Below are 24,590 nucleotides of genomic sequence, written 5' to 3'. Positions count from 1 at the left end.
AAAATTAGTAAATAGAAACTGCTCTTGACAGAAGAAAAAAATCTATTTTTTGCATATCCAGTTCTGCCAGCAAAACTACATCACCCTGCAGTGTATCGCTCTTTACTATGTACCCATCCTGGGATCTCGTTATTGGTACAGGGGCTGTTACACAGGCTCTTCCTTTGATTTCTTTCCCAAAAACTATACCACTCATAAGAGACCACAAGCCGTAAAAACCAACCATTTGAGAATGAACCCACATGGAAAACCTGTCGTCCCATTCATTGAAATCCACCACACCGCATCCAGTGGTCGCTATTATCCTGACTCCATCTTTAATGTATCTTTCCAGCTTCTCACTATTAACTATATCTCGCTTGGGCAGTACTGCAATTTTATAATTTGAAGTGCTGAAAACGTTTTTCTGTTTGACACCACAGTGATAAACAAATTGTCCAACTGTTGTTCCAAAAACAACAGTACATTGCCACTTATTCGAAAGCTCTGCCATGATTTTCTCACATGCATAACTCGTTATCGAAGAGCACGATTTAATCAATTTAACGGTGCGCCGGCCTTTTAAATAAAAGAAAGCGGGAAATGTACCAAATATAATTGTGTCCAATAGATTTGGAAAGACAATTATCTGTGGAGAGAAATTTCTCATTTTTTCCAGGTATTGATTTATCAACTCTACGAAATTACCTATTCCAGACACCGGAGAATAATTCATCTGTATGACAGCTACTCTCACGACATTTCCAGACGTCATCTTTTGCAGTGGCTCTTCTAAAAACTTCGAATAATATCTCAACTTTGTATCGTTAAGCAAAAAACGTAAGAAAAATCGAACCAGGTTCACCAAAAATCAGCCCTCAGCGAAACTTCGGATACGGAACATCACTCCATCGTCAGTTTCAAACATATTCGCTTCTACCACGCATGTGGTTGTCGAATCAAAAATTATTCCTGATCTATCTTCTCCCTGACTTGGCACACACAGCTGATGATGTAAATTTCCCTTATAATTTGCAATTAAAACAACTGGTATATTGAACTCGCGGCTGGACCCCCAGCAAATAGTTTTGGTCAAAAATAAATCATCATAGCTTTCCAGATACTTAAAAACCACAGCAAGCAAGGCTTCATGGGTTTTTGCACTTTTGAATACCTTCCACGATAGATCTTTATCAGAACAAATTACGGCTATCTTACCGTAAATTGTGTCAAGATAATCAAGTCCGCTGCCGTAATGTATATCTTCAGAATTAGCAAGTATATACATATAGCCTCTATCGCTACCGATGAGATAGGCAAGAGCTCCAGCAACTGGCTCTTCAATCCATGATATCACCAGATCTATAAGAGGAAATTCCTTCAGGACAATCTGTCTCCCAAGAAGAAGCTTCACGCAGTCACCTCTAACTGAATTATAACATAAAAGGGAGGCATTTGCCTCCCTCTGGCGGGGACGACGGGACTTGAACCCGCGGCCACCGGTGTGACAGACCGGCATGCTAACCAAGCTGCACCACGTCCCCAACACCAATTTATTTTGACAGAAAATCGGTAGAAAGTCAAGTACCTTATCAGATTTCTCTTCAGTAAAATGGCCGTAAAAACTCTAATACAACCACATATTTCACTCTGTTTGAACAGTTTATTTGCTCTCAAAACATCGAGAAATCGTTCTCTAAAAGATTTAATTTCAATTTTTCTGATTTACCGTTCCGTATATTATATTATGGAAACACTGGCGTGCGCACGAAACTTCAACAGGGATAAATCTAATCTCCATCTGCAGCCATTTTCTGGCAATACATTTATTCAAACTATCAACGAAAGATTGATTTAATGGCATTTTTTCACGATTTTTAGAGCCTGAACAGATGAATAAGCCTTTCTTAAGGTCTGTTTCCTATCAAAGTGCTTAAACATCACAAACAGCGAGCACCTGAGATAAAAAGGTATTTGATCACCTCTGAGCCCTTCTGGATAACCAGAACCATTCATGTGCTCCTGATGACGCCTGATAATCTGAGCAATTTTTTTCAGTTCGAGAAACCTTTCAACAATTTGAGCCCTTATCACTGAATGAATTTTCATGACTTCAAATCCTTCATTTGAAAATTTTTCTTCTTTACCTTCCGTAGAGAAAGCCCATTCTTTTGAAGGTGAGATGAAAGACAGGTGTCCTTTTAAGCGTTATATATGATGCAAAGCTGGCGCAAAATACTGAATAACCGAAGCTGATAAATACTTAAGAGACAAGAAAACGCCGGAAAGCCCAAACACGTATTGAAGCTTCCAGAAATTTTTTTGATAATGCTTCAAACATATCATTTCAGTGAAAATAACACTCAGATCCTTCGCTATATATTTGCGATTCGAGGATATTCCGGGAAAGTTGCTTTATTTAAGTAGCTCTCGATCTACCATCTACTATTCACAAATCCAAGTAGCAAAAGAGCACAAGAAAAGGCGCAATAACTTTCTCAAGTGGTATCACTCAAGGCTATTTATTTTTCGAAACAAAATACTCTATTGACCTATTCCAACTTTTTTCATCTTCGTCAGAAAAATAACACGCCGGTAATTCACCATGAGACCGATGGTAAGAAAGACATTCACAGCAAATTCCTTTTCGGGGGCAGCCGGGATAAGAACAATTGCACTTTTTGAGGTTTCTTTCCTTGTTTACGCAATTCACAGGTATTCCTCCTATTCGGGCTTCATGAACATCTTGGAAGAAAATATCAACCCTATTATGCCACAGGCAAAGAAAACGGAGTTTACTATCAAGTAAAATGCAAAACTCATCTGCTGAGCATTGGCTGCAAATCTCAAAAGATCTGCCGCATATTTCACAGGAGAGATGTGAGCAATCCAGCGAATGTACGGCGGCATAAATCTTACGGGAAAATAAATACCAGAAAAAAACACCATGATCACATTCATGACAGAAGCGGCATTTGAAGCAGCATTTGGATTTTTCAAAAGGACAACGATTAAGATTCCTATTGCCATCATGCCAAGGGTAACAAAAACAATCGAAGGTACTAAGAAAAACCAGTTAAATTGTATGTTGCTTCTAAAAATTAATTTGGATATGAAGAGGATCATAGCGAGCGATATAAAGCTCATAACAAGCCTTACAAACGAGATGCTCACCAGTATATTCATAGGATCAGCACCTGTTGTCATAAGGCGTTTGAGAACATTCTGCTTTTTATACCTACCAAAAACTGTTACCATCGAAAACATGCCGTTGGAGAACAAAGATAATGCGATAACCCCCATCATCATGTAATCGAATTCCGATACATCTATTCCAGTCTGGCTAATCTGAGATACATTTACCGCAAGATATTGTTTTGCAGAATTCAGAGCTTTCTCAACTATGGGAACAAGAGATGATTGCAAAATTTTCATATCTCCGAGGATAGATACTTCACTCCGGCTATAGTAAAGTATTACATTTTCATCTTTAACAACTACCCCGAGTGGAATTTTTCCGTTTTTGATATCTGTGAGTAATTGTTCTGTATCACTGTATGATTTCAATTCCCAGTTCTCAAGCTTTTCAAGTTCTGAGTAATAAATCTCTCTGTCAAAAAAAACTCCCAAAGTTTTATTTGATGGAGATGTATCTGAAAACATGAACCCAAATATTACAAGAAAGACTATTGGAAAAAGAACAGAAAAAAATAACTCAACAGAATTTCTCAAAGATTCCAAGATATATGCTTTAAGAAAGCTGCTAAATTGTCTACTCATATCCCATCACCTTCTTGAAATTTACCATAAAAATAAGCATGGAGATGGCAAACCAAATACCCGGGAGTACCCACAGATCAAAGGCAGAGAAAGAGTAGAAATTATACCCGAGAGAAACCCTGAGATCTTCAACCAGATATGTGGTTGGCAGCATTCTGGCGATCACTTTCAAGAACTCAGGCATATTATAATTCAAAACAGGAAAATAAAAGCTACCAAGGAACATCAAAATCTGGTAAGATATCTGAGAAATAACCATCGCAGTCGAAATTTTTTTGCAGAATGATGCTATCATTATCCCCAAACCCGAACAGACTATCATTGCATAAAACAATTTAACCAGAAATTCCCCACTTAAACAATTATGGCTTACACCGTAAATAAAGATGCCCATCGAATAAACCACCACACATGAGATAATCATCATCGAGACAAGACTCAAACTTAATGAAGTGAAGTAATCGAGCACACCAACCGGAGTAGTGTGCAATTTTTTGTTTATTCCCTCATATCTATTGTAAATAAGCGTCAACGGTAAGTTAAACACAGCTATAGAAAGAACAGACATCAGCAGTATGCCGGGGAAAATATATGTAGCATAATGAAATTCATTTTCGGTTTCTTTTTCAACAGCCACAGTTTTTGCCTCAACTGAGACATATTCTGCAGATTGATTTTTCATCTGCCTGGATATGCTCAAATCTACTTGCTGAAAGATCATACTTAATATCTGCGCAGCTGTTGAAGATTCATAGTAATTCGAAAGTGTATACAGATCAATCTTTGCCGGCGCATCGGAAAATAACACAGCCCGCATTAGTTTGACGTTAAAACCTTCAGGGATGCGCAGAATCAAATCCACCTTTTTGCTTTTCAACGCTTTTTCTGCCTCTTCAAAAGATTGGAAATACGCCACCTGAAAAGGATCGGGCCGAATCTGATCGAGCACTCTTTCAAGAATTTTTCCAAATCCGGCAAGCTGTTCTTCTTCAACAATTGCCAAGCTGAACGTTGTTGAGTAGCTTTCCGTTGAAACACCTGAAAATATCGAAACGAGTATAAAAAAAAGAATTCCAGGGAAAATTATTGGCCAAAAAAATCCATTAAATTCGCGTATTTCATTGAAAAAGAGAAATTTAGAAAGCTTCAGTATTCGCATCGCGGTCCACCTCAATCTCTGAGGTACCGGCCTGTCAGATGCAGGAAAACATCCTCAAGATTTGGCCTTCTAATTGTTATGTTATCGATTTGAAATCCCATTTGCTTTACTCTGTTCAACAACACCTGAATAGTTTCTTCGACATCATTTGTGGCTAATGCCGCCCTCTGTTCTTCTAAAATCTCCATTCCATCAATTTCTTTTCTCAATTCTGCTATTTTCTCCGCATCATCTACAGTAAACTCAATATAACTATCCATATTCAAAGATTCAACCAGTTGCCAAACAGTACCTGAGGCAATTATTTTTCCGTGATCCATTATTAAAACTCTGTCAGCGAGTCTTTCTGCTTCCTCCATATAATGGGTTGTCAGCAGAATTGTTTTTCCCTGTTTTTTGAGTGTTTCTATAATTTGCCAAACATATCTGCGCGCCTGTGGATCGAGGCCTGTCGTTGGTTCATCAAGGAATATAATCTCAGGTTCATTAACGAGAGCCGTTATAAGCGCCAATCTTTGGAGCTGTCCACCGGAAAGATTTTTCACCCGGCTTTTAGCTTTCTCACCAAGTGAAACGAGCTCCACAAGATTTTTAAGTGTTTTTTTATCAACTTTCATATCATAGAGACCGGCAAAAAGTTCCACAGTTTCCTGAACCGTGAGATATTCGAAAAAAGCTGTTTTTTGGAGCTGGACCCCTATTCGCTTTTTTATCTCTTTATCTATATGATCAACTTTTCTGTCAAAGTAGTAAATTTCTCCGCTATCTTTTTTTCTGAGGCCTTCGAGTATCTCAATAGTCGTCGTCTTGCCAGCACCATTGGGCCCAAGCAGAGCAACCACTTCACCCTGGTTCACATCAAAACTTATATCATCAACAGCTTTAACCGCTCCGTAGTATTTTTTGAGATTTTTGACAATTATCGCTTTCATCCCATCCCCCCTTATGGTAGTATATTAGCAGGGTGGTCTAATGAGAAAGAGTGCTTTTGATTATTTGTTGCAGGGTGTTTACCTTGTATCAACATGTTGTGAAAATCAACTGGCAGGCTTAACGGCCGCCTGGGTTATGCAATCTTCTTTCAAACCAGCAATGATAGCTGTTTCTCTTGGTCCTGATAGAAGAACCGCAGAATTAATAGAAAAAAGCGGAAAATTTTCAGTTCAGGTACTTGATAATTCTCAAAAAGATATCGCTAAAATATTTGGTTATCAATCGAGCAGAGATATCGACAAATTTTCCAGAGTTGATTGGTTTGAGAGTGAAAAGCTCAAACTCCCAATCGTTAATGGAATCCTGGCTTATTTTGAATGCGAACTTTCTGGAAAACTTTCATCGGGAGATCACGTGATCTACAATGCCACTGTTTTAAACCATAAAGTTTTGAAAAATGGAGAACCAATGATTTTCTCCATGCGAGACTGGTTTTAAGGAGAGATCACAATGTTCATTCAGATAACCAGAGGTGTATTTGTGAACAAAGATAGAGTCAAAGCAGTAATACCGCTGAACAGTGTAATGGCAAAGCAGATGAGAGAAGCAGCAAATTTTTCGAACAAGACACTTAACCTTACTTATGGTGCACAGGCAAGAACCGTCGTGATTACAGATAGTGGCCATGTTTTTCTGCTTGGTGAGAAAGTAAACAAGGTTAGGCAGAAGCTTCTTAAAAAGAAAGAGCAGGATCAGCAGTCACATTGAGTGAGGCATAACTTTCATTTTTCATAAGATCTATTGCTGCTCTTGCAACCATTGCAGCATTATCGGTACACAAGTTTTTAGGAGGAATATATATCTGAAGATCATTTTCCTTTGCCCAGAAGGTTATTTTTTCCCTGAGTCTTGAATTTGCTGCAACGCCCCCCACAACCACAACTTTTTTCATACCTGTCATTCTAACAGCCATGGCTGTTTTTTCGATAAGAACATCTACTACTGCTTCCTGAAAGGAAGCTGCTATATCAGGCTTGCAAATTTTCTCATTTTCTTTTAATGTATACAAAACCGATGTTTTTACCCCCGAGAAGCTGAAATTCAAGTTGCCTTCCTCCAACATTGCTCTCGGAAATCGATATTTATAAGGGTTTCCCGTTAAAGAGAGCTGTTCTATCGCCGGACCACCGGGATATCCAATTTCAAGAAGCCTTGCCACCTTATCGAAGGCCTCTCCTGCAGCATCATCAAGTGTTCTTCCAAGCAAAACAGGGTTAATTGAAGAGTTCTCAAACATGAGAAGTTCCGTATGCCCACCAGAAACAAGCAATGCCAAATAGGGCGGCTCAAGCTCAGAAAAAGCCAGTTTTGCAGCAAAAACATGAGCCAGCAGGTGATTAACACCGATCAGCGGTTTTTCCAAGGCTATCGCTACACCTTTGGCAAAAGAGATTCCAACAAGTAAGCTTCCTGCAAGACCTGGTCCAGTTGTAACAGCTATTGCGTCAATTTGGGAAAGTGAAATATCTGCCTGCTGAATAGCCTTTTCAAAAACGAGTGGCAGGTTTTTCAAATGGTGTCTTGCTGCAACTTCTGGCACGACACCACCAAAAACAGCATGAATATCTATCTGGGATGAAATAATATTCGAAAGTATCTGATTATCTTTCAAAATAGAAACTGATGTCTCGTCACACGAGGTTTCAATCGCGAGAATTGATGGCACTAAGCTATCTCCCTCATAACTATTCTTGGTTTTTCCTTTCCTTCAACAGATTCTCTTGTCACAACCACTTTCTCGACATTTTTTGTCGAAGGTATCTCGAACATCACATCTATCATTACTTCTTCGAAAACACCTTTTAATGCACGTGCCCCTGTTCCTTTCGTAAGTGCTTTTCTGGCAATAGCGTAAAGTGCATCTTTTGTTATCTCCAGCTCTATATTGTCAAGCTGAAATAATTTTTTGTATTGTTTTACAATGGCATTTTTAGGCTCATTCAAAATTCTTACCAGATCTTCCTCAGTAAGATCATCAAGTGTGGCTATCACCGGGAAACGTCCAACAAACTCTGGAATCATCCCATATTGAACAAGATCATCAGGTACCACGTGAGAAAGAATTTCACCAAGCCTCATACGCTTTTTGCTCTTTATATCCGCCCCGAATCCCATTGAAGAGTCTTGTATGCGCCTTTTCACGATTTCTTCAAGTCCATCAAAAGCTCCACCAACTATAAATAATATATTAGAAGTATCGACTTTTATGAACTCCTGATAAGGATGTTTCCTCCCCCCCTGCGGTGGTACGTTTGCAACTGTTCCCTCAACAATTTTTAAAAGTGCCTGCTGAACACCCTCGCCCGAGACATCTCTTGTTATAGATGGGTTGGGAGATTTCCTCGCGATTTTGTCAATTTCGTCTATGTAGACGATCCCATACTGTGTTCTCTCCACATCAAAATGCGCCACTTCAAGCAGTCTCAATATGACATTTTCCACATCTTCGCCTACGTAACCGGCTTCTGTTAAAGGTGTCGCGTCTGCAATAGCGAAAGGAACATCAAGGATTTTTGCCAGAACTCTTGCTATCAGAGTTTTTCCACTTCCAGTTGGACCAATTAACATGATGTTGGATTTCTCTATTTCAACATCATCATTATCACTCTCGTAAAATACTCTTTTATAATGATTATAAACAGCAACTGAAATTACACGTTTCGCCTTTTCCTGACCTATAACATATTTATCTAACTCGGCTTTTATCTCAGCCGGTTTTGGCAACTCGCGCCTCTTTTCTCTTTTAACCCTTTTGTCGGTGACTAATAAATCATGGAAAAGCTCAACACATTCGTCGCATATATATGCATTGGGCCCAGCTATTAATTTATTCACTTGATTTGCAGATCTTCCACAAAAAGAACAGAATTTTTCTGCCAATTGTCTCCCTCCAAAACAAATGTAACATATAAGAACCCTGTAGATGTTAATAAAATTTCACAGAAAGATTAGCAAAACAAATTTAAAGCTCGGATAAATACTTGGATAAAAACAGCTGTTTTTCCCAGTAACCATCGAGATTTCCTTCCTGTGCAAACCTGCTCAATTCCCTTCTCACCCACTCTGGGAGAACAGCATGGCCAGATGACTCTAACTCTGTCCCTGGTAAGGGCATAAATGTGTGGGCATGAATTTTGCAACCCATCTTAACTAATTTTTTTATGAGATCAAATGTTTTTGCCAGGTCATCCTCGTTTTCAAATGGAAATCCAAAAATAATATCAACGCGTGGAACAAACCCATTATTTAAAACAATCTCGGCTGATCTGACGACATGCTCAACTGTGTGGAATCTTTTTATCAATCTTAAAACTCTGTCGCTACCACTCTGTGCACCTAAGATTATATATCTGTTGTTGACATATTTCTTTATTGTTTTCAACACTTCATCAGTGACAAACTCGGGTCGAACATCTGATGGAAAACTGCCGAAATAAATCTCTTTCATTCCTACTTTTTTCAGATTATACAGCAAGTTGTCTATCGCCTCAACGTTAACTTTCATCCCATCTGAACCATATCCAAACGCATTTGGTGTAATGAATCTTGCAATGTATCTTGATTTATTTATACCACTTTTGCAATGGTGAACAATCGACTCAACACTTCTATGCCTTGGTTTTTTGCCACCTATTAGTGAAACCTCACAATAAGCGCATCCAAATGGGCAACCTCTGGTTATCTCAATAGGCATAAACAGATCCAAATCGCTACAAAATGGAGGATATTCATCTATATTAATCCTTTTAACAAGTCCATCAAAAACAGTGCTCCTTTCGCCTTTGAGAAAGAGCAGTATATTTTCCTCTCCATCACCCTTAAAGACATGATCGAACCCCATTCTGATGACATCTTCTGGTTTTGCAGTTGCATGAGGGCCGCCCGCTATCAAAGCGTATCCCTTTTTCTTCAAAATATTTACCTCTTGAGATACCCAATCAACGTCAAAACTCATGAACGAATAAGCAACAACAGCAGGTGGAGAAATGTTCATTATTTCATTTAGGCTGCCAACAAATGCCATCTCAATTGATGGAAATTTGTCGTGAATCGCTGCGATAAGGGGTATCAAGCTGTATCTGTTGTGTTTGTGAAATCTAAAAATTATCTTCAAGTTTCGCCCTCCATGAGACGAAATACGAAATCTATGAAAACATGGATAGCAATCAGGCGGTATTCTGAGGATTTAACTTCACGATCCAGGTATTGAAGTTGCCTTAATATAATCCTCAATTTTTCAAAACTATAAATCTTAACGTGGTTTATGGAAGATGGCTGATTTTTAAAGGAAAAACCGAGAAATTTAGCCGATTTTACAACGGGTATATTCAGTTTTTGAGATATATTCTTTATATACATCCAAGAATAACTATCACGTTTTTCAACAGCAGAAAGTATCCTGTACAAATCGACAAAGTGTTTGCTAAGGACATTTACTAAAGCAACGATTTCGGTATAAAAAGACATATCATGAAGCAAGTAATGAGCATGCCTGTTCAATGTAGAAACTGCAAAACAAAACTCTTCCATCTGAATTTTTGAATAATTGCATACTGCCAGAGACACTATATCTGGAGTAACCTTTTCACCAATACATGCAAGTTTTTCCGTTTCTCTTTCTATGAGAAGATCATCAGCTCCGACAAAATCAAAGAATTTCTCTACTCCTTCATAATTATATTCCAAAGAGCTCTTTTCGAACCTTTTGCTTATATACTCAATCCATTTTTCCTTTTCCCAAGGTTTGGGAAGAGAGAAATCAATCACATCTGTTTTTCTGGAAGTAGAAAATGTTCTAAGCACAGCTAAGAAATTGCTCGATGAAAGTTGTTGAAGCAATTCTTTTTGATCAACCTTCTTCCATTCGTCAAAATCCACCACATCTATTAGAAAATCCTTAGAGAACAATCCCATTTGAGAAACAAGCTCTGGTATTCTTTTAGATTCTTCAAGAGAAATTTTAATTTTCTTCAGCATCTTTTTCCTGCAAAGTGCTTCCACATATTCATCTTTTAGAACTCGAGCATCTCCACTCAAAAAAATAACTGCCAAATTCTCACCTCTCGTTAATATATCATCTTCTCAAAGATTTGACCTGCGAAATAAAAGCATCTATCTTGGCTTCAACAGAAGGCGTGAATGGATTGCCATCAACTTCAAGGGCTATAAATGGATATCTTTTTTCTCTCTTTTCTAAAGCGTTCTTGATTATAGCTTCAGCAATCCTGCTTGGCATGCAGCCAAACGGTCCTATAGCAACGACTCCTTCGTAATGTTTTCCAATCTCTGTGAGTGCTGAGCCAATTGTGAGGATCGCTTCTCCGGTCAGAGCAGGATCAAGATGCAAAGAAGCATTCGCCATTATTTCATTTATATTCAACATTCTTGTATCGCACAAACCCGCAGCTTCGAAAATATGTTTTACTCTTTTTTCAAAGTATCTCTTAACAGCTATTTCTAAAGCCTTTTTTATTCTTTGCCAGAAAGGAGCATCTTTACTTGTCAATTTTTTCATAAATATATAATCAGTATAATATATCCATTCATGTATTGGGGATACTTGCATAACCACGCCATATGACGCAAACAAATCTTCCAGTTTTTTTCTGCTGAATTCATCCCACCGGACATATATTTCCCCGGTTAACAGAACCTTTGGCGCATTTTTGTATTTTTCTGATAGATTCATTTCGATCAGATCAGTAGATATATTTTTTAATGTTTTAAATATTCCTGATATATCTTGACTTCTTAACGATTTAACAATTTCACTCTTGTGAGTTTGTACGAGTTTTGATGCAAATTCTCTATCGGGATGAAGTGCTAAGATAGTTTTTTCAATATTTGAGTACAGATCAGATATAAGTATAGAAATCCACGCCCTGATAGTGAAGTTTATCCCAAGACCTCCGTATGCATTTTCAGAGTTCAGAGATAGTAATGCAACATCTGAGATTTTGTTTTGCCTGAGCCATAATTTCATGTAAACGTTGTATTGCCCGAATCTACACGGCCCAGATGTCTGTGGCATAAAATACAGAGTTATCTCATTTTCTGGACGGATAGATATATATCTTATCAAACTACCAAGTGTGAGGTGCAGAGGCAGGCATTCTTTCGAAAGAGAATTCCCCCGGCCAAGCTTATATTCAATTTCTCCCATTTCTGGACAAACATGTGTACGCACACCAAAGTGTTCAAAGGATGCCGCTAAACAGGATGCGCCAAACGCTCCCATTGTTGGAAATACAAGTCTTACCCTTCTATCTGTCCATGGAATTACCATGTCATCTTTTTTTATAAAAACACCTGCTTTATCCACCTTCACCTCCATGAAGCTGTTAATTGCAGGTTTCTCAACTTTCGTTTTTCTATGTTTTATCACATCAAAAAAAGCCTCCAGACGTGTTTCGATGCCTGCATCAGCTGTATGGCTGTCAAGCTCAAGAATTAAAGCCGGCTTGCCTTTCATTATTTCTTTAAAATAGGATATTACAAAAGAATCTGGCCCGCAGCTAAAATTGGTTATATAAACAGGGTAAAGATCTGGCATATTTTTGACATATCTTGCTGCTTTTAATATCATTTCTCCCCATGCCCAGTACATGTTTTCATAACCACTCTTATCTTCAAATGGCAACATATCAAAACTCGAAACAGGATAACCATAACTTGCTATCTTTTTTGGAATTCCGAGATTGGCATAACTCAGAAAGGCATTATAAGATCTCCCAAAAATTACTATTCCCGTTCCAAACTCTCTGACTTTTTTGAGAAATTCAACACCAAATTCCTTCAATTTCTCTCCAAAATTTTTTTGGGCTTGCATACCTGCTGAATATGCTCTCTCAACATCACGCAATTTAAAACCAGCTTTTTCAAGCATTTTATACAAAGATTTGATAACACTGTCAGGTTTCTCTGTGAAATCTATCCTGCAGCTTAAAATGTTCACATTCTCCAATTCACTTATGTCTGCCTTAAGCCAATCATATTCACTTTGGACAAATGGACAAAAGACACCTTTACTGCTCGAATGGTCAATTTTTATGGCTCTAATTTTTGGAATAAAAATATAATCAGGTTTTTTTCTGAGCAATGAAATCAAAAAGCCATGGGATTGTTCGACAGGAAAACAAAACTCTGCTCCCATGATATCTTTGGCATGTTCATCAGGTTCATCAGGTAAAACAATCTCAAATCCCATGTGAGCAAAAAAAGCCGAAAAGAATGGAAACAAGCTATTCATAGCAAATGAACGGCTCAATCCTATTCTTTTTTGCGCATTTTCAACACGAGGAATCGAATAAAGAAGGTTTTCTCTTTTTTTGACAAAATCAAGTGTATCATCGGTTACTCTATTTTCCCTGATATTTTCATATAAATTGCACGAGCCACCAAAAGGTACCCGCTTACCATCAATTTCTATCACACTGATATTGCATTTTCTATCACATCCACTTTTGCCGCCTTTACAAACAAACGGTTTCAAATACTTCACTTGGCGATCTGCGAGTTCTTTGAGATCATACAGATTTTTTTTGAGGATACCTTTTTGTAAATTTTCAATTGTTATCAGAGCCACGCCGTAAGCTCCCATCAACCCCGGATAAGGAGGTACAACAACTCTTTTACCGGTGAGTGCCGCAAAAGCTATGGGCACAGCTTTGTTGTAGCATGTTCCTCCCTGCGCAAAAAGTTTGTTGCCAACAGGTCTGTTTCCTTTTACCCTATTCATATAGTTCATACATATTGAATAGACTAAGCCAGCACATATATCCTCAGAAGAAATACCATCCTGAATGGCTGTCTTGATATCACTGTTAATAAATGCTGCACACTGATCGCTGAAATTGGGAGGGTTTTTCCCTCTCAAAGCCCTGTCGGCTATATCTGTGTAATTTATTCCCAGAGCTTCCCGCGCGGCTTCTTCCAGAAAGGAACCTGTTCCCGCAGAACAAGCTTCGTTCATTGCATAATCATAAGGAACGCCTTCATTTAAATATGTATATTTTGCATCCTGACCCCCTATTTCGAAAATAGTATCAACTTCTGGGTCAAAATATGCCGCGGCTTTAGCATGAGCCATGATTTCGTTGTAAACTGCTTCTGTTCGCACGTGTAATCCCACAACTTTTCTTCCTGAGCCGGTTACGCCAACTGCAACTATTTTTACAGGTAGATGCTGTGATAATATCTCCCTATAACAGTTTTTTGAAGCATTTACCGGATCACCAAGTGTTCTGAGGTAACTACTGGCAAGAATTTTTTTATCACTGATCCTTACAACAACTGCTTTCGTGGTCGTTGAACCCACATCAACTCCAAGAACGCATTCGTCATCAATTTGTGGAATCCCCATGTCCATCGACTTGAATTCTACCAGCTCAACAAATTGAGAAAGAGGTGGATGACGAGGAAATTCTGAAGAACGTTTAAAATCAAATAACTGGCTTTTACCGATTCTGGGTGGATTTTCCATAGATACCCATATATATGCGCCATACGCTTCAAAGTAGGTGGCTTCCTCCGGTACAGTGAATTCAATTTGGTTTTCAAGATGCCTTAACATAAGTGGATTTTTTGTGGTTCCACCAACAATTAAAACTTTATCAACTTTCGCCGCTCTGGCGAGTTGAAGAATCTTATCGGCCATAACCTTACCAAGTCCATTCAGTATCATTTCTTTTGGTATACCTTTATTCAAAGCATGAGTACAATCACTTTTGCAGAAAACAGTGCACCTCGATGAGAGTTTGTATAAACCATCATATGTGAATGAATTTATACTCCCAAGGTCTATTCCCATTCTCTTTATTTGCTGTAAGAAAAACTCCCCTGTTCCAGAAGCACATTTGCTCCCGGTATAAATACCCGCTATTTTTCCATCGCTACCAAGTTTGTACAGGACAAAATTTTCGCCACCAGCAGTTACTATGGCCTGATATTCACCATATTTTCGTTTTAGACTGGAATATGCAAGCTCGCAGGCTTCCGACTCTGGCAAAGAAGGAACCTTGAACTTTCTTCTAAGTTTTCGACCAGTAAAAGCAATCTGAATAGAATCTGGAAAATCTCTGAGCAAATTCGAAAGTACTGAAAAGGGATCTCCGTTGTGCTGGACCCATATCGGCAGCATCTCATCACAATAAAGTGAAATGCTGCTTGAACCCAAACACAAACCTATTTTCACACACTTTCACCTTCTCCAAGGAAACTCATTGTTTTAACAAACTCTGCCAGCTCTTCAGCAACACTTTTTACAGACGATTCATCTTTTCCCTCTACCATAACTCTGATTAACCGTTCTGTTCCAGAAGGTCTCACAATAATTCTATAGCCATCATTTTGAAATTGATCTATCTTTTCTTTTAATTTTGGGTGCTCTGCAACAGATTTATCTGTAACATCAACATTAATCATATGCTGTGGATAATCAATAACCATCGATTCCAGATAACACGGATCCTTCCCGGATAAAACCATCACTCTTAAAAACTCTATGGCTGTTATCAATCCATCACCTGTCGTTGAGCGATCCAGAAAAATGATGTGCCCTGATCTTTCACCACCCAAATTGGCTTCAAGTGATATCATCTGTTCCAAAACATATCTGTCTCCAACCTTTGTTCGAATCAATTTTATACCACGCTGGCTCAGAAAAATTTCTAAGCCAAGGTTACTCATTACAGTTGCGACAACTATGTCATTTTTGAGCCTCGATTCTTGCTTCATCCAATCAGCCAGAACACCCATCGTTTTGTCGCCGTGTATTTCTTTACCATTTCTGGTCAAAAAAATGCACCTATCAGCATCCCCATCATGAAGAATACCGAGATCAAAATCATTGATATTCTCTTTAAGAAAAGAAGGGTAAAGAGAGCCACAACCCTGATTTATATTTCTTCCGTCCGGCTGATCTGCAAAACACGAAACTTTTACTCCAAGTTTGTTCAAAACAATTGGCGTTGTTCTGTAAGCTGCACCATTTGCAGCATCAACTGCCACCTTTAAACCGGAAAAATCGATGTCTTTAAACATATCGTAAATTGCGTTCACATATATATCCAGAGCTTCGGCAAAGTTCATTACTTTTCCACATCTGGTTTTATTCAGTTCTTTTTCATTTTCAAAATCTCGTTCTATTTCAATTTCTTCTTCATCTGAAAGCTTGTAACCACTCTTTAAGAGCTTTATACCATTGTAAAAGTAAGGATTGTGTGATGCTGAAATTACCACACCAAAACAGCCTTCAACTCTTGTCACCAGAGCAGCCGCTGGTGTTGGAAGTATCCCGCCACGCAAAACCACCACATCGTTTTTCAAAAGTCCTTCACAAATTGCTTCTTCTATTGCCATTCCCGATTCGCGTGTGTCCCTCACAATGAGAAATTTACCGCCACGGTATTTCTTGCCAAGAATAAATCCAAGTTTGTAAGCCATGCTTTCTGTTAAATCAACCTGATACACTCCCCTGATTCCATCGGTTCCGAAAAGCTTCCTCATTATTCCACCTCCATGAGTTTTTCGATTTCTTTTGCTCTGTCCAGATTCCCCGTTTTTGTATACAGTTTTATCAGAAGCCTTAGGCCTTTTTGAGCGTATATGGAATCTTTAAAATCCAGAAGTCTTTCAAGTGTAATTTCTGCTTCCTGATATTTTTCAGCGTTTATCATAGAAAGCCCAAGATAATACAAAATTTCAGTGTAAAGTGGATTACTAATTTCAACATTTCCAAGCGATTCTTTGAAATAATCTATAGCTACTTCATAATCACCGGATACGCATTTTTTCAATCCCTCTATGTAAAATTCACTGTAATTCCTTTTTAAGGACTTCAGATATGTCAGATTTTGCAAATTGTTCTGCTCAATATAATGAAAAAAATCCTCATAATAACCATTTGTGTATAGTTCATATGCTCTGATCATTTTTTGATACTCTGCCAAAGAAGATTCCATCGCGCGGTTATTCAAAAACGCTATGACGAACAATATAGCGAAAATAGACATCAAAACCAGAAAAAACTTCTCTCTATTCATATCTTCACCAGCTTTTTGATTACACTGACAATATCGGGGTAATCCAATCTTTGTGGAATTATTGCTGAAACAACTACATCATCTGAATATTCGATGTTTTTAACCCTCCCACTCAAACTTTGAATCGATCTGATCAAATCACTCACTTTGGCGTAATCACAACGAAAGATATGCTCATACATCAAAACCAGTGCAACCGTTCCTGCATCTTTCAAAGCCTGATAAGCTGCCTCGGAATAAGCATCTATCAATCCTCTTACACCAAGTTTTACACCACCAAAATATCGAGCCACCACACAACAAGTATTCATCATGTTATTTTTCTTCAGAGTATTCAAAATGGGTAATCCTGCTGTCCCACTTGGCTCGCCACCATCTGAAGAGAATTCAATCACATCTGTTTCGTAAAGCCTGTATGCCCAGCATACATGGGTTGCATCAATGTATTTTTGCTTATAATATTTTATTTTTTCTCTAATACTCTCATTATTAGAGACTTCGAAAATATGAGAATAAAATAGCGAACGTTTCACATTTAATTTGAATGAACCCTCTTTTGCCACTGTATAAAAACCATTCACCAGATTTCCACCTCTAACTGCAGCTGAATACCACAATGTTCCTTAACACGGTGCCTGATTATCTCGATCAATTTCAATACATCAGACGATCTGGCTTCCCCGAGATTCACTATAAATCCCGCGTGTTTTGTAGATATTTGTGCATCTCCAACGCGCAGCCCTTTTAGCCCGATTTCTTCTATCACCCGGGCAACATAGAAATCTTCACCCGGTTTTTTAAAAACACTGCCTGCGCTTGGCATGTCCATAGGCTGAGACTCCATCCTTCTGGTCATTATTTCTTCCATAGCATTATTTATTTCATTCATATCGGCCTTTTTCAATTTAAAAGCGGCTTTGAGTATCATCCATCGTGTTCTCTGGAAAATACTCTTTCTATAACTGAACTCGAGCTGCGATCTGTCTAAGGTCATAACTTTTTCACCATCATAAACTTCAACCCATGCCACAACATCACAAATCTGACCACCATAAGCTCCTGCATTCATATATATTGCTCCACCAACGGAGCCCGGTATACCATAAGCAAATTCCAGTCCTGAAAGACTGTTATGAGATGCCTTTTTGCAAACCGAAAACAATGACGCTCCTGACTCGCATACAATCAATTCATCGTCAACAAAACATTTATTTAAATTGACTGTGCTTATTACAACATCGACACCACTATCCGGAGCCAGGATATTCGTGCCCCTTCCAAGGATTTTCGCATCCGGGAAATGGCTCAGAGCACAAATCAGCCCCTCGATTGAGTTTGGAACAACGAACAGACGGGCAGGACCACCTATTTTAAAACTTGTATGATATTTTAGAGGTTCGTCAAGTTTTATTTCGCAAAAATCTCTTTCCATCAGGATAATTATACTCTTTTGTTGTCCATCATATTTATATAGCAGGTGTTTTCAGAAATATCAATCTATAAGGTCACGAATTTTTCAACCTCATCTGTTATGATTCCATCAACCATATTTGCAAACCTTACGCATTTGTCCGGATCATTAACTGTATAAATGTAAATATCTACCTTTTTCGATTTTATAGCCGTGCAAATAGATTCGAAGTATTGTGGGTAATCAACAAGCTGAACAGGAAGATGAATCGAGTAAGGCTTTTCTTCAAGCAGCGAGCGAATCAAACCAATTGGATCATTTCGAAGTTCTTCTCCAACAAGAAAACCAAATTTGAAATCCGGATGACGTTTGATGAGAAAAGATATCAGATCATGATCAAAAGAGGAAACAATTGTGTTTTGAGGCGAGAACAACTTTCTCACGGCCTGCAGAGCGCTCTCAGCTGGCGTACGTTCTTTCAACTCAACGTTCAAAATTTTTCCAGGTGGTATTATTGAAAGCACTTCTTCGAACGATGGAATTTTTTCACCTTCGCGACTATACTCTCTGAGTTCTCTAAGGTTAAGATCGGAAATTTTTACGTTTATTCCACAGAATCTCTCGAGATTATCATCGTGAACAACCACAATCTGATTGTCTCTGGTCGACCTCAGATCAAGCTCCACTCCATCTGCCCCAAATTCAAAAGCTTTTTTAAATGCTGTCAGTGTATTCTCAAAAAACTTTGCCGAATAACCCCTGTGCGCCAATATTACCATCCCTCGCTACCTCCTAATTTTGCGAACCAGTTCATGACATAATTTGCAAAATCTTCCGCATTTGAGGATGACTCCACGATAAACATCCACACATCTTTCCACCAGACTACTATATACTTTCCGTCTTTCTTTGAGCTGTATAACCCACTGTTTAACAGATCAAAGTAGGTACGTGAACTCCATATTCCAATTTCCTTAACGATTTTCTTCCAGTACACTTTTGGTGACTCGTCATAAAATTTGAATCCGTAGAAAAGGTAATTCTTTCCATCGTGAACATAGCTTGCAACCACGCCCTTTGCCTCAACGGGGCCATATCCATCCACTTCCTCAACAAAAACAAGCAAATACGAATCTTGCAAAGATTTCACAGCAGAACTTATCGAATAAACTCTTGGTGGAACGTAAATTGGCCTGATCATACAGCTTGAGAAAAAGAACAAAACAAGCAGCACAATCAAAGTCTTTTTCAAATCAGCGCCTCCCTTAGAAAATAGTTTCTTTTCAGGAGTTCTTTAACTTTACCCCATTCCATATGTCCAGGCAAAACCAATAAATCCGGATCAACTTTTTTAAAAATATTCAAAAGCATTTTTATACTCTCTACCATCTTTTTTTCATCAGATTCCGGGAAATCTGTTCTGCCTATACTATCCATAAAAATTGTATCACCAGTGAAAAACATCCCATCTGTTGAAAGGACTACGGAACCCTTCGTATGCCCGGGAGTTCTTATAACATCAAAATGCCATTTACCTATTGTCAGAGTATCCTGAAATATATCAAAAGATCCATCGTAAACGAAAGAGTTTCCAAAAAAGCGTGATTTATTGACTGATGGATCACCAAGACCTTGAAGATCTTCCTCAGAAACATAAACTTTCGTAACTTTTATTTCATTCAAGCCACATATGTGGTCATAATGGCTGTGGGTTAACAAAACCACACACTCTTCTTTTAAATGATGCCCTATCCCAAAACCTGGATCTATAACAATCACTGGAGAATTTTTCAAGATATATGTGTTTGTTCCTATAGGGCCTGTTGAAACAAGAGATACAATTTCGTTTATTTCATGAATCATGATATCTACCTCCTGTATAATCTGATTAGTATGATCAGGCATCTTACCCTTTGTTTATTAATAATAGCACGTTTGATTGTAGCTATAGAGGTTATTTTTACACCTATGTCTGCTATCGACATAGTGAGTATTCTTGAAAGAGCCGAATACAGTATTTCGATATGCACATTTTCAATTGATGAGCCGTCTATAATAAAATCACTTGAAGGAGCAGTAAAAAGAGGAGTGGATGTCAAAGTTATTTCAGAAACACCATTATATGCGAGTAACATACCATTGAAAATCGATGCTGAGAGTTCGTTATTTCATCTGAAGGTGATTCTGGTTGATCAGAAGATTTCAATAATAGGATCAGCGAATTTTACTTCTCATAGTATACAGAGATCTTTTAATGATATTCTGATAATCAACGATCCAAATATGGGGGCAAAATTTCAGAATTTTTTTGATGATCTCTGGAACGGATTTTTTGGGAAAATACGATTGAGATCTGATGATCTTTATGCAACAACAACCAATATTGAGGAAACAGTTTTGTGTGAACTTTCAAAAGCCAAGAAAAGCGTCGATGTGGCCATGTATGCCCTGACTCATCCGTCAGTGTGGGCAACGTTGAAGATACTCTCAAGCAAAAAAATTCGTGTAAGATTATTAGTCGATGAATGGTTCCTTAATAACTCAAATTTATGCAAACTGCCATTCACAGCCATACAAACGAGAGTTATAAGAGATATGACATTGCATAGCAAATTATTTATAATCGACGGCAAAACTGTTCTAACAGGCTCTGCGAACGCAACAAAAAGCGGGTATTCAAGAAACGCCGAGATGCTGATAGTTTTGAAGAACAGGAATGTTCTGAAAAAATATATGGAGTACTTTGAGACTATTTGGGAGAGAGGTGAACCGTTCTGAAAATCTTCATATTTGATCTGGATGGAACGATTTTGATGGACTCACATGATATCCATCCGAAAAATCTTGAAGCCATCAGATTACTTCTGGAAAGAGGAAAAGAAATTGTTTTTGCCAGTGGCCGAATGCTCCCGTCTATCACAAAATTATTGCGCCGTTATTTTGACAGGGAATTTTCTTTAATAGCTTACAATGGATCTGTTGTTTGGATCGAAAACAAAGGTAAGATCCTTGATATAAGGATCAACCCAGAAACGGCCGAGGAAGTTGTTAAAGTGCTTAGAATATTGAAAATCCACAGGCAGGCATATATAAATGATAAACTCGTAGTCGAGGAAGAAAATGACTTTGCGAAAGCTTACAGTGATCATTCACAAATTGAGCTAACAGTAGTACCAGATCTGGCAGAAGCAGTGAGAAAAAATGCCCCCACGAAAATACTGGCAATCGACAGCCCGGAAAGATTGGAGCCTGTTATACCAAAATTGAGAGAAAGTTTTCCCAATCTTTCAATCTTCAAATCGTTTGAAAATTATCTTGATTTTGTTCCATTTGAGATTAACAAAGGAAGAGCTCTTCAGATACTGGCAAGAGAAAAAAACTGGAACTTATACGAAGCTGCCGCATTTGGAGACAATGACAACGATATACCCTTGTTGATGTCTGTTAAAGTAAAAGTGGCTGTCAACAATGCAACCAGATCACTTAAGGAGGTTGCTGATTTTGTTACTGAGGATAACACAAAAGGTGGTCCTGGTACTTTTATCATTGATATGTTTGAGCGAGGCATTTGGAATTGATATTTGCACACAGCTCAAATATGTTCACGCTGATTGTTTACTAAATGTACCTCTTCAGGTTCTTTTGAAAGACATCTCACTTTTAAGTATGGGGTGCAATCAGAATCTTGATATAGCCAGAGATGTGGGGTATTTTGCCGGGATGGTTGCACGTTCATACGGTTTTAATTATGTTGCTTTCGGTACACTTGACACACTTGATGAGCTCGATCCCAATCCAGTTGATAGAATTTCCCGTTCTCCATATATTACCGCACAGGTTATCACATACCTTGCTGAAGGCTTTGTAAACAGCGGCGTTATTCCAGTGGTGAATGCTACAGGAAATATAGATGCAGAAGTTGTAAGGGCCTTAGTGAATCGAAAAGCAATTTATCCATCCCTTGTGGAAAGTGAAAATAAGATTCAAAAACTGATAGATCTGGGTTATGAAACAGTTTTCGTCTTGGTTGATGGCTCTGTAAAAGGAAAATTGCCGAATCTAAGAATAGATACCAAGGTAAATCTTTCAGAAATTGAGCAAATAAGAAAAAAAGTCCTTGAGGGTGCTATTGTTCTTTTAAGCAGATCAGAAGAAATTATCAATGTGAACCAGCCTTTCTCAAAAACAGGTGTTCTGGTCTTTTCAAATGAAGAATGGCTTCTTGAACAAGCAAAAGAGGTGATTCGCGGCTCAAGAATTCCTACTGGAAGGGCCCCTTAACAAACATATAGTCAACACGGAAACCCCATCTTGAGATTCAAAACCAAGCCCGTTAGCACTTTTGAATTTTACACTGATTCTCTGTTCAGGTATATTCATAATCTTCGACAAATTTTTAATCATATCGTCTCTGTAATCAGAAAGTCTGATTCTACCACAGGTAACAATCGTATCTATATTCACAACTTCCCAGCCCTGATCCCTTATCATGTCAATAATTTTTTCAAGCAAGAAAATACTCGAAGCGTCTTTCCACTCATCAGTTTCTGGAAAATACTGGCCAATATCCCCCAAGCATACTGCTCCAAGCAAAGAATCTATCAATGAATGGCATAGAGCATCACCATCTGAGTGACCTAAAAGGCCCACAGATGAGTTTATCTCCACACCTGCAAGAATCAATTTTCTTCCTTCAACAAAAGGATGTCTGTCCGTACCTATGCCAACACGAAGGTCATTCATCCGGCATCCTCTCCATCTCGTAAAACGAGGCTGTTTTCGGTTCGAACATGAGAACCACGGTGCCTATCGGGCCATTTCGCTGTTTACCGATGATTATTTCTGCCTCATGAGGCTCATGTATTCGATCGCTCTTCTTGTAATATTCATCTCTATATATAAAGAGCACCGTATCTGCGTCTTGCTCTATTGCGCCAGATTCACGTAAATCACTCAAACGAGGCCTTTTGTCTTCTCGGGATTCAACGGCACGAGAGAGCTGCGAAAGTGCGATTACAACCACATTCAGCTCCCTTGCAAGCAACTTTAAGGATCGCGAAATCTCAGATATTTCCTGCTGTCTGCTTTCAGACGAACCTCCTCGTACATGCATTAATTGCAGATAATCAACAAAAATTGCATCAACATTGTATTCTCTTTTCATTCTTCTGGCTTTTGCACGGAGTGTTCTTGGGTCCAGCGATGGTTCATCATCAACTATCAAATTGGCTTTGTATAATCTCGATGCTCCTATCGTGAGTCTTTCCCATTCGTCGTTGGTAAGAAAACCCGTCCTGAGTTTGTGTAAATCCACACTGGATTCGGTGCAAAGCAATCTCTGAGCAAGTTGTTCTTTCGACATTTCCAAACTGAATACACCTATTGATAAATTGAATTTCACAGCCATATTTCGTGCAATAGTCAACGCGAAGGCCGTCTTTCCGACTGATGGTCGCGCCGCAACAATTACAAGGTCCGATTTGTGGAAACCTGTAGTCTGCCTATCAAGAGACTTCAACCCTGTTGGAAGTCCACTTACCACTGCTCCAGGTTCCAGAACATTCGAACTCCTTGTTCGTAGCTCTTCGAGATTCTCAAAAACTTGATGCATAATCGCTCCAATATGGTTGTAGGTCTTTGTTGCACGAGATTCAGCTATTTCGAAAACCACCCTTTCTGCTTCGTCAAGAATTTCATCCACTTCCCTTTCCTCGTAAGAAGATTCAACAATACTCCTGCCAGCTTCTATTAAGCTTCTGAGAATTGATTTGTCCCTGATTATCCTGGCATAATGCATGGCATGAGCTGATGTTGGAACGGATTCCGCAAGTTTTGCGATATCCAGATCACTTCCGACAAATTTCATCTGGCCGTTTTTCTTCAGCTCCTCGCACACAGATAATATATCTATTGGATCTCCTCTTTCGTACAATCTTTCCATGACTGCGAAAACGACTTGATGCTTCTTTGAGTAAAAATCTTCACTTTTCAATATTTCCATCACATCGTTAACAACACTGGGATCAATCAAAATGCTTCCCAACAAGGCTTCTTCTGCTTCAAGATTGTGTGGGGGAACTAAATTCATAATCACCAACCTCCAATTAAAATCTAACACAAAAAACGGGGCATTTGTTCGCCCCGTTGGTGGAGCCGATGGGACTTGAACCCACGGCTTCTACCTTGCGAAGGTAGCGCTCTCCCGACTGAGCTACGGCCCCAGCAG

26 protein-coding genes and 2 tRNA genes are annotated in these 24,590 nt (G+C 38.7%); 5 read left to right on the top strand and 23 right to left on the bottom strand.

What is annotated here, in order from left to right:
• Positions 1-4: 4 nt before the first annotated feature.
• From TLET_RS02850 to TLET_RS02820, 8 genes are all read right to left on the bottom strand, one after another.
• Entirely contained in the window at positions 5-847 is an 843-nt protein-coding gene (locus TLET_RS02850) for a hypothetical protein (protein ID WP_028843389.1), read from the bottom strand.
• A gap of 3 nt (positions 848-850) precedes the next feature.
• Positions 851-1,393, bottom strand: a complete 543-nt coding sequence (locus TLET_RS02845) for a hypothetical protein (protein ID WP_012002602.1) — start codon at positions 1,391-1,393, stop codon at positions 851-853.
• 52 nt (positions 1,394-1,445) lie between these two features.
• Positions 1,446-1,523 (bottom strand) — tRNA-Asp (locus TLET_RS02840).
• A 310-nt stretch (positions 1,524-1,833) separates the two neighbouring features.
• A complete protein-coding gene (locus TLET_RS02835; protein WP_228369043.1) occupies positions 1,834-2,163 on the bottom strand; it encodes an HD-GYP domain-containing protein in 330 nt (109 codons plus the stop codon).
• 334 nt (positions 2,164-2,497) lie between these two features.
• Positions 2,498-2,692, bottom strand: coding sequence for a DUF6485 family protein (locus TLET_RS11015; RefSeq protein WP_012002601.1), 195 nt, complete (start codon positions 2,690-2,692; stop codon positions 2,498-2,500).
• A gap of 11 nt (positions 2,693-2,703) precedes the next feature.
• On the bottom strand, positions 2,704-3,759 hold the full coding sequence (locus TLET_RS02830; RefSeq protein WP_012002600.1) for an ABC transporter permease: 1,056 nt from the start codon (positions 3,757-3,759) through the stop codon (positions 2,704-2,706).
• A complete protein-coding gene (locus tag TLET_RS02825) occupies positions 3,752-4,918 on the bottom strand; it encodes an ABC transporter permease (protein ID WP_012002599.1) in 1,167 nt (388 codons plus the stop codon). The genes TLET_RS02830 and TLET_RS02825 overlap by 8 nt, the downstream gene beginning before the upstream one ends.
• A gap of 11 nt (positions 4,919-4,929) precedes the next feature.
• The gene (locus tag TLET_RS02820; protein ID WP_012002598.1) at positions 4,930-5,850 is read right to left on the bottom strand and encodes an ABC transporter ATP-binding protein; all 921 of its coding nucleotides are present in this window, start codon (positions 5,848-5,850) and stop codon (positions 4,930-4,932) included.
• Positions 5,851-5,890: 40 nt separating this feature from the next.
• Here TLET_RS02820 and TLET_RS02815 point away from each other — a divergent pair, with 40 nt between their 5' ends.
• Complete coding sequence (locus TLET_RS02815; RefSeq protein WP_012002597.1) at positions 5,891-6,349, top strand: flavin reductase family protein; 459 nt, start codon at positions 5,891-5,893, stop codon at positions 6,347-6,349.
• Between the two features lie 12 nt (positions 6,350-6,361).
• Positions 6,362-6,619, top strand: coding sequence for a DUF370 domain-containing protein (locus TLET_RS02810; protein ID WP_012002596.1), 258 nt, complete (start codon positions 6,362-6,364; stop codon positions 6,617-6,619).
• Here TLET_RS02810 and tsaD read toward each other — a convergent pair.
• From tsaD to TLET_RS02750, 12 genes are all read right to left on the bottom strand, one after another.
• Complete coding sequence (tsaD, locus tag TLET_RS02805; RefSeq protein ID WP_012002595.1) at positions 6,585-7,577, bottom strand: tRNA (adenosine(37)-N6)-threonylcarbamoyltransferase complex transferase subunit TsaD; 993 nt, start codon at positions 7,575-7,577, stop codon at positions 6,585-6,587. The genes TLET_RS02810 and tsaD overlap by 35 nt on opposite strands.
• A complete protein-coding gene (clpX, locus tag TLET_RS02800; protein ID WP_012002594.1) occupies positions 7,577-8,791 on the bottom strand; it encodes an ATP-dependent Clp protease ATP-binding subunit ClpX in 1,215 nt (404 codons plus the stop codon). Before clpX ends, tsaD begins: the two co-directional genes overlap by 1 nt.
• A gap of 82 nt (positions 8,792-8,873) precedes the next feature.
• Positions 8,874-10,025 (bottom strand): TIGR04013 family B12-binding domain/radical SAM domain-containing protein, encoded by a 1,152-nt coding sequence (locus TLET_RS02795; protein WP_012002593.1) that lies wholly within the window; start codon positions 10,023-10,025, stop codon positions 8,874-8,876.
• Positions 10,022-10,963: a DNA polymerase III subunit delta gene (locus TLET_RS02790; RefSeq protein WP_012002592.1), complete on the bottom strand. Its 942-nt coding sequence runs from the start codon at positions 10,961-10,963 to the stop codon at positions 10,022-10,024. The genes TLET_RS02795 and TLET_RS02790 overlap by 4 nt, the downstream gene beginning before the upstream one ends.
• Before the next feature lie 22 nt (positions 10,964-10,985).
• On the bottom strand, positions 10,986-15,104 hold the full coding sequence (locus TLET_RS02785) for an acyl-CoA dehydratase activase (RefSeq protein WP_012002591.1): 4,119 nt from the start codon (positions 15,102-15,104) through the stop codon (positions 10,986-10,988).
• Entirely contained in the window at positions 15,101-16,417 is a 1,317-nt protein-coding gene (locus TLET_RS02780; RefSeq protein ID WP_012002590.1) for a phosphoglucosamine mutase, read from the bottom strand. The genes TLET_RS02785 and TLET_RS02780 overlap by 4 nt, the downstream gene beginning before the upstream one ends.
• A complete protein-coding gene (locus tag TLET_RS10630) occupies positions 16,417-16,953 on the bottom strand; it encodes a tetratricopeptide repeat protein (RefSeq protein WP_012002589.1) in 537 nt (178 codons plus the stop codon). The genes TLET_RS02780 and TLET_RS10630 overlap by 1 nt, the downstream gene beginning before the upstream one ends.
• Positions 16,950-17,534 (bottom strand): IMPACT family protein, encoded by a 585-nt coding sequence (locus TLET_RS02770; protein WP_012002588.1) that lies wholly within the window; start codon positions 17,532-17,534, stop codon positions 16,950-16,952. The genes TLET_RS10630 and TLET_RS02770 overlap by 4 nt, the downstream gene beginning before the upstream one ends.
• Positions 17,531-18,385 carry a UDP-N-acetylmuramate dehydrogenase gene (gene murB, locus TLET_RS02765; protein ID WP_012002587.1) on the bottom strand — a complete coding sequence of 285 codons (855 nt, stop codon included), beginning with the start codon at positions 18,383-18,385 and terminating at the stop codon, positions 17,531-17,533. The genes TLET_RS02770 and murB overlap by 4 nt, the downstream gene beginning before the upstream one ends.
• A gap of 65 nt (positions 18,386-18,450) precedes the next feature.
• On the bottom strand, positions 18,451-19,143 hold the full coding sequence (locus TLET_RS02760; protein WP_012002586.1) for a glycerophosphodiester phosphodiesterase family protein: 693 nt from the start codon (positions 19,141-19,143) through the stop codon (positions 18,451-18,453).
• Positions 19,137-19,616, bottom strand: coding sequence for a DUF3242 domain-containing protein (locus TLET_RS02755; RefSeq protein ID WP_012002585.1), 480 nt, complete (start codon positions 19,614-19,616; stop codon positions 19,137-19,139). The genes TLET_RS02760 and TLET_RS02755 overlap by 7 nt, the downstream gene beginning before the upstream one ends.
• Complete coding sequence (locus TLET_RS02750; protein WP_012002584.1) at positions 19,613-20,227, bottom strand: MBL fold metallo-hydrolase; 615 nt, start codon at positions 20,225-20,227, stop codon at positions 19,613-19,615. The genes TLET_RS02755 and TLET_RS02750 overlap by 4 nt, the downstream gene beginning before the upstream one ends.
• Positions 20,228-20,257: 30 nt before the next feature.
• Here TLET_RS02750 and TLET_RS02745 point away from each other — a divergent pair, with 30 nt between their 5' ends.
• Genes TLET_RS02745 through TLET_RS02735 form a run of 3 tightly spaced genes read left to right on the top strand, consistent with a single transcriptional unit; the run spans position 20,258 to position 22,645 of the window.
• Complete coding sequence (locus TLET_RS02745; RefSeq protein ID WP_012002583.1) at positions 20,258-21,142, top strand: phospholipase D-like domain-containing protein; 885 nt, start codon at positions 20,258-20,260, stop codon at positions 21,140-21,142.
• Positions 21,139-21,942 carry a Cof-type HAD-IIB family hydrolase gene (locus TLET_RS02740; RefSeq protein ID WP_012002582.1) on the top strand — a complete coding sequence of 268 codons (804 nt, stop codon included), beginning with the start codon at positions 21,139-21,141 and terminating at the stop codon, positions 21,940-21,942. The genes TLET_RS02745 and TLET_RS02740 overlap by 4 nt, the downstream gene beginning before the upstream one ends.
• On the top strand, positions 21,866-22,645 hold the full coding sequence (locus TLET_RS02735) for a hypothetical protein (RefSeq protein ID WP_228369031.1): 780 nt from the start codon (positions 21,866-21,868) through the stop codon (positions 22,643-22,645). The genes TLET_RS02740 and TLET_RS02735 overlap by 77 nt, the downstream gene beginning before the upstream one ends.
• Here TLET_RS02735 and ispF read toward each other — a convergent pair.
• From ispF to TLET_RS02720, 3 genes are all read right to left on the bottom strand, one after another.
• Entirely contained in the window at positions 22,616-23,107 is a 492-nt protein-coding gene (gene ispF / locus TLET_RS02730) for a 2-C-methyl-D-erythritol 2,4-cyclodiphosphate synthase (protein ID WP_012002580.1), read from the bottom strand. The two genes, TLET_RS02735 and ispF, sit on opposite strands and share 30 nt — an antisense overlap.
• On the bottom strand, positions 23,100-24,452 hold the full coding sequence (dnaB, locus tag TLET_RS02725) for a replicative DNA helicase (protein ID WP_012002579.1): 1,353 nt from the start codon (positions 24,450-24,452) through the stop codon (positions 23,100-23,102). The genes ispF and dnaB overlap by 8 nt, the downstream gene beginning before the upstream one ends.
• Before the next feature lie 57 nt (positions 24,453-24,509).
• Positions 24,510-24,585 (bottom strand) — tRNA-Ala (locus TLET_RS02720).
• Between the last annotated feature and the right edge of the window lie 5 nt (positions 24,586-24,590).

This window comes from Pseudothermotoga lettingae TMO, from assembly GCF_000017865.1.
Classification (GTDB): Bacteria; Thermotogota; Thermotogae; order Thermotogales; family DSM-5069; genus Pseudothermotoga_B; species Pseudothermotoga_B elfii.
This window is presented reverse-complemented; position numbering and strand designations above follow the sequence as displayed.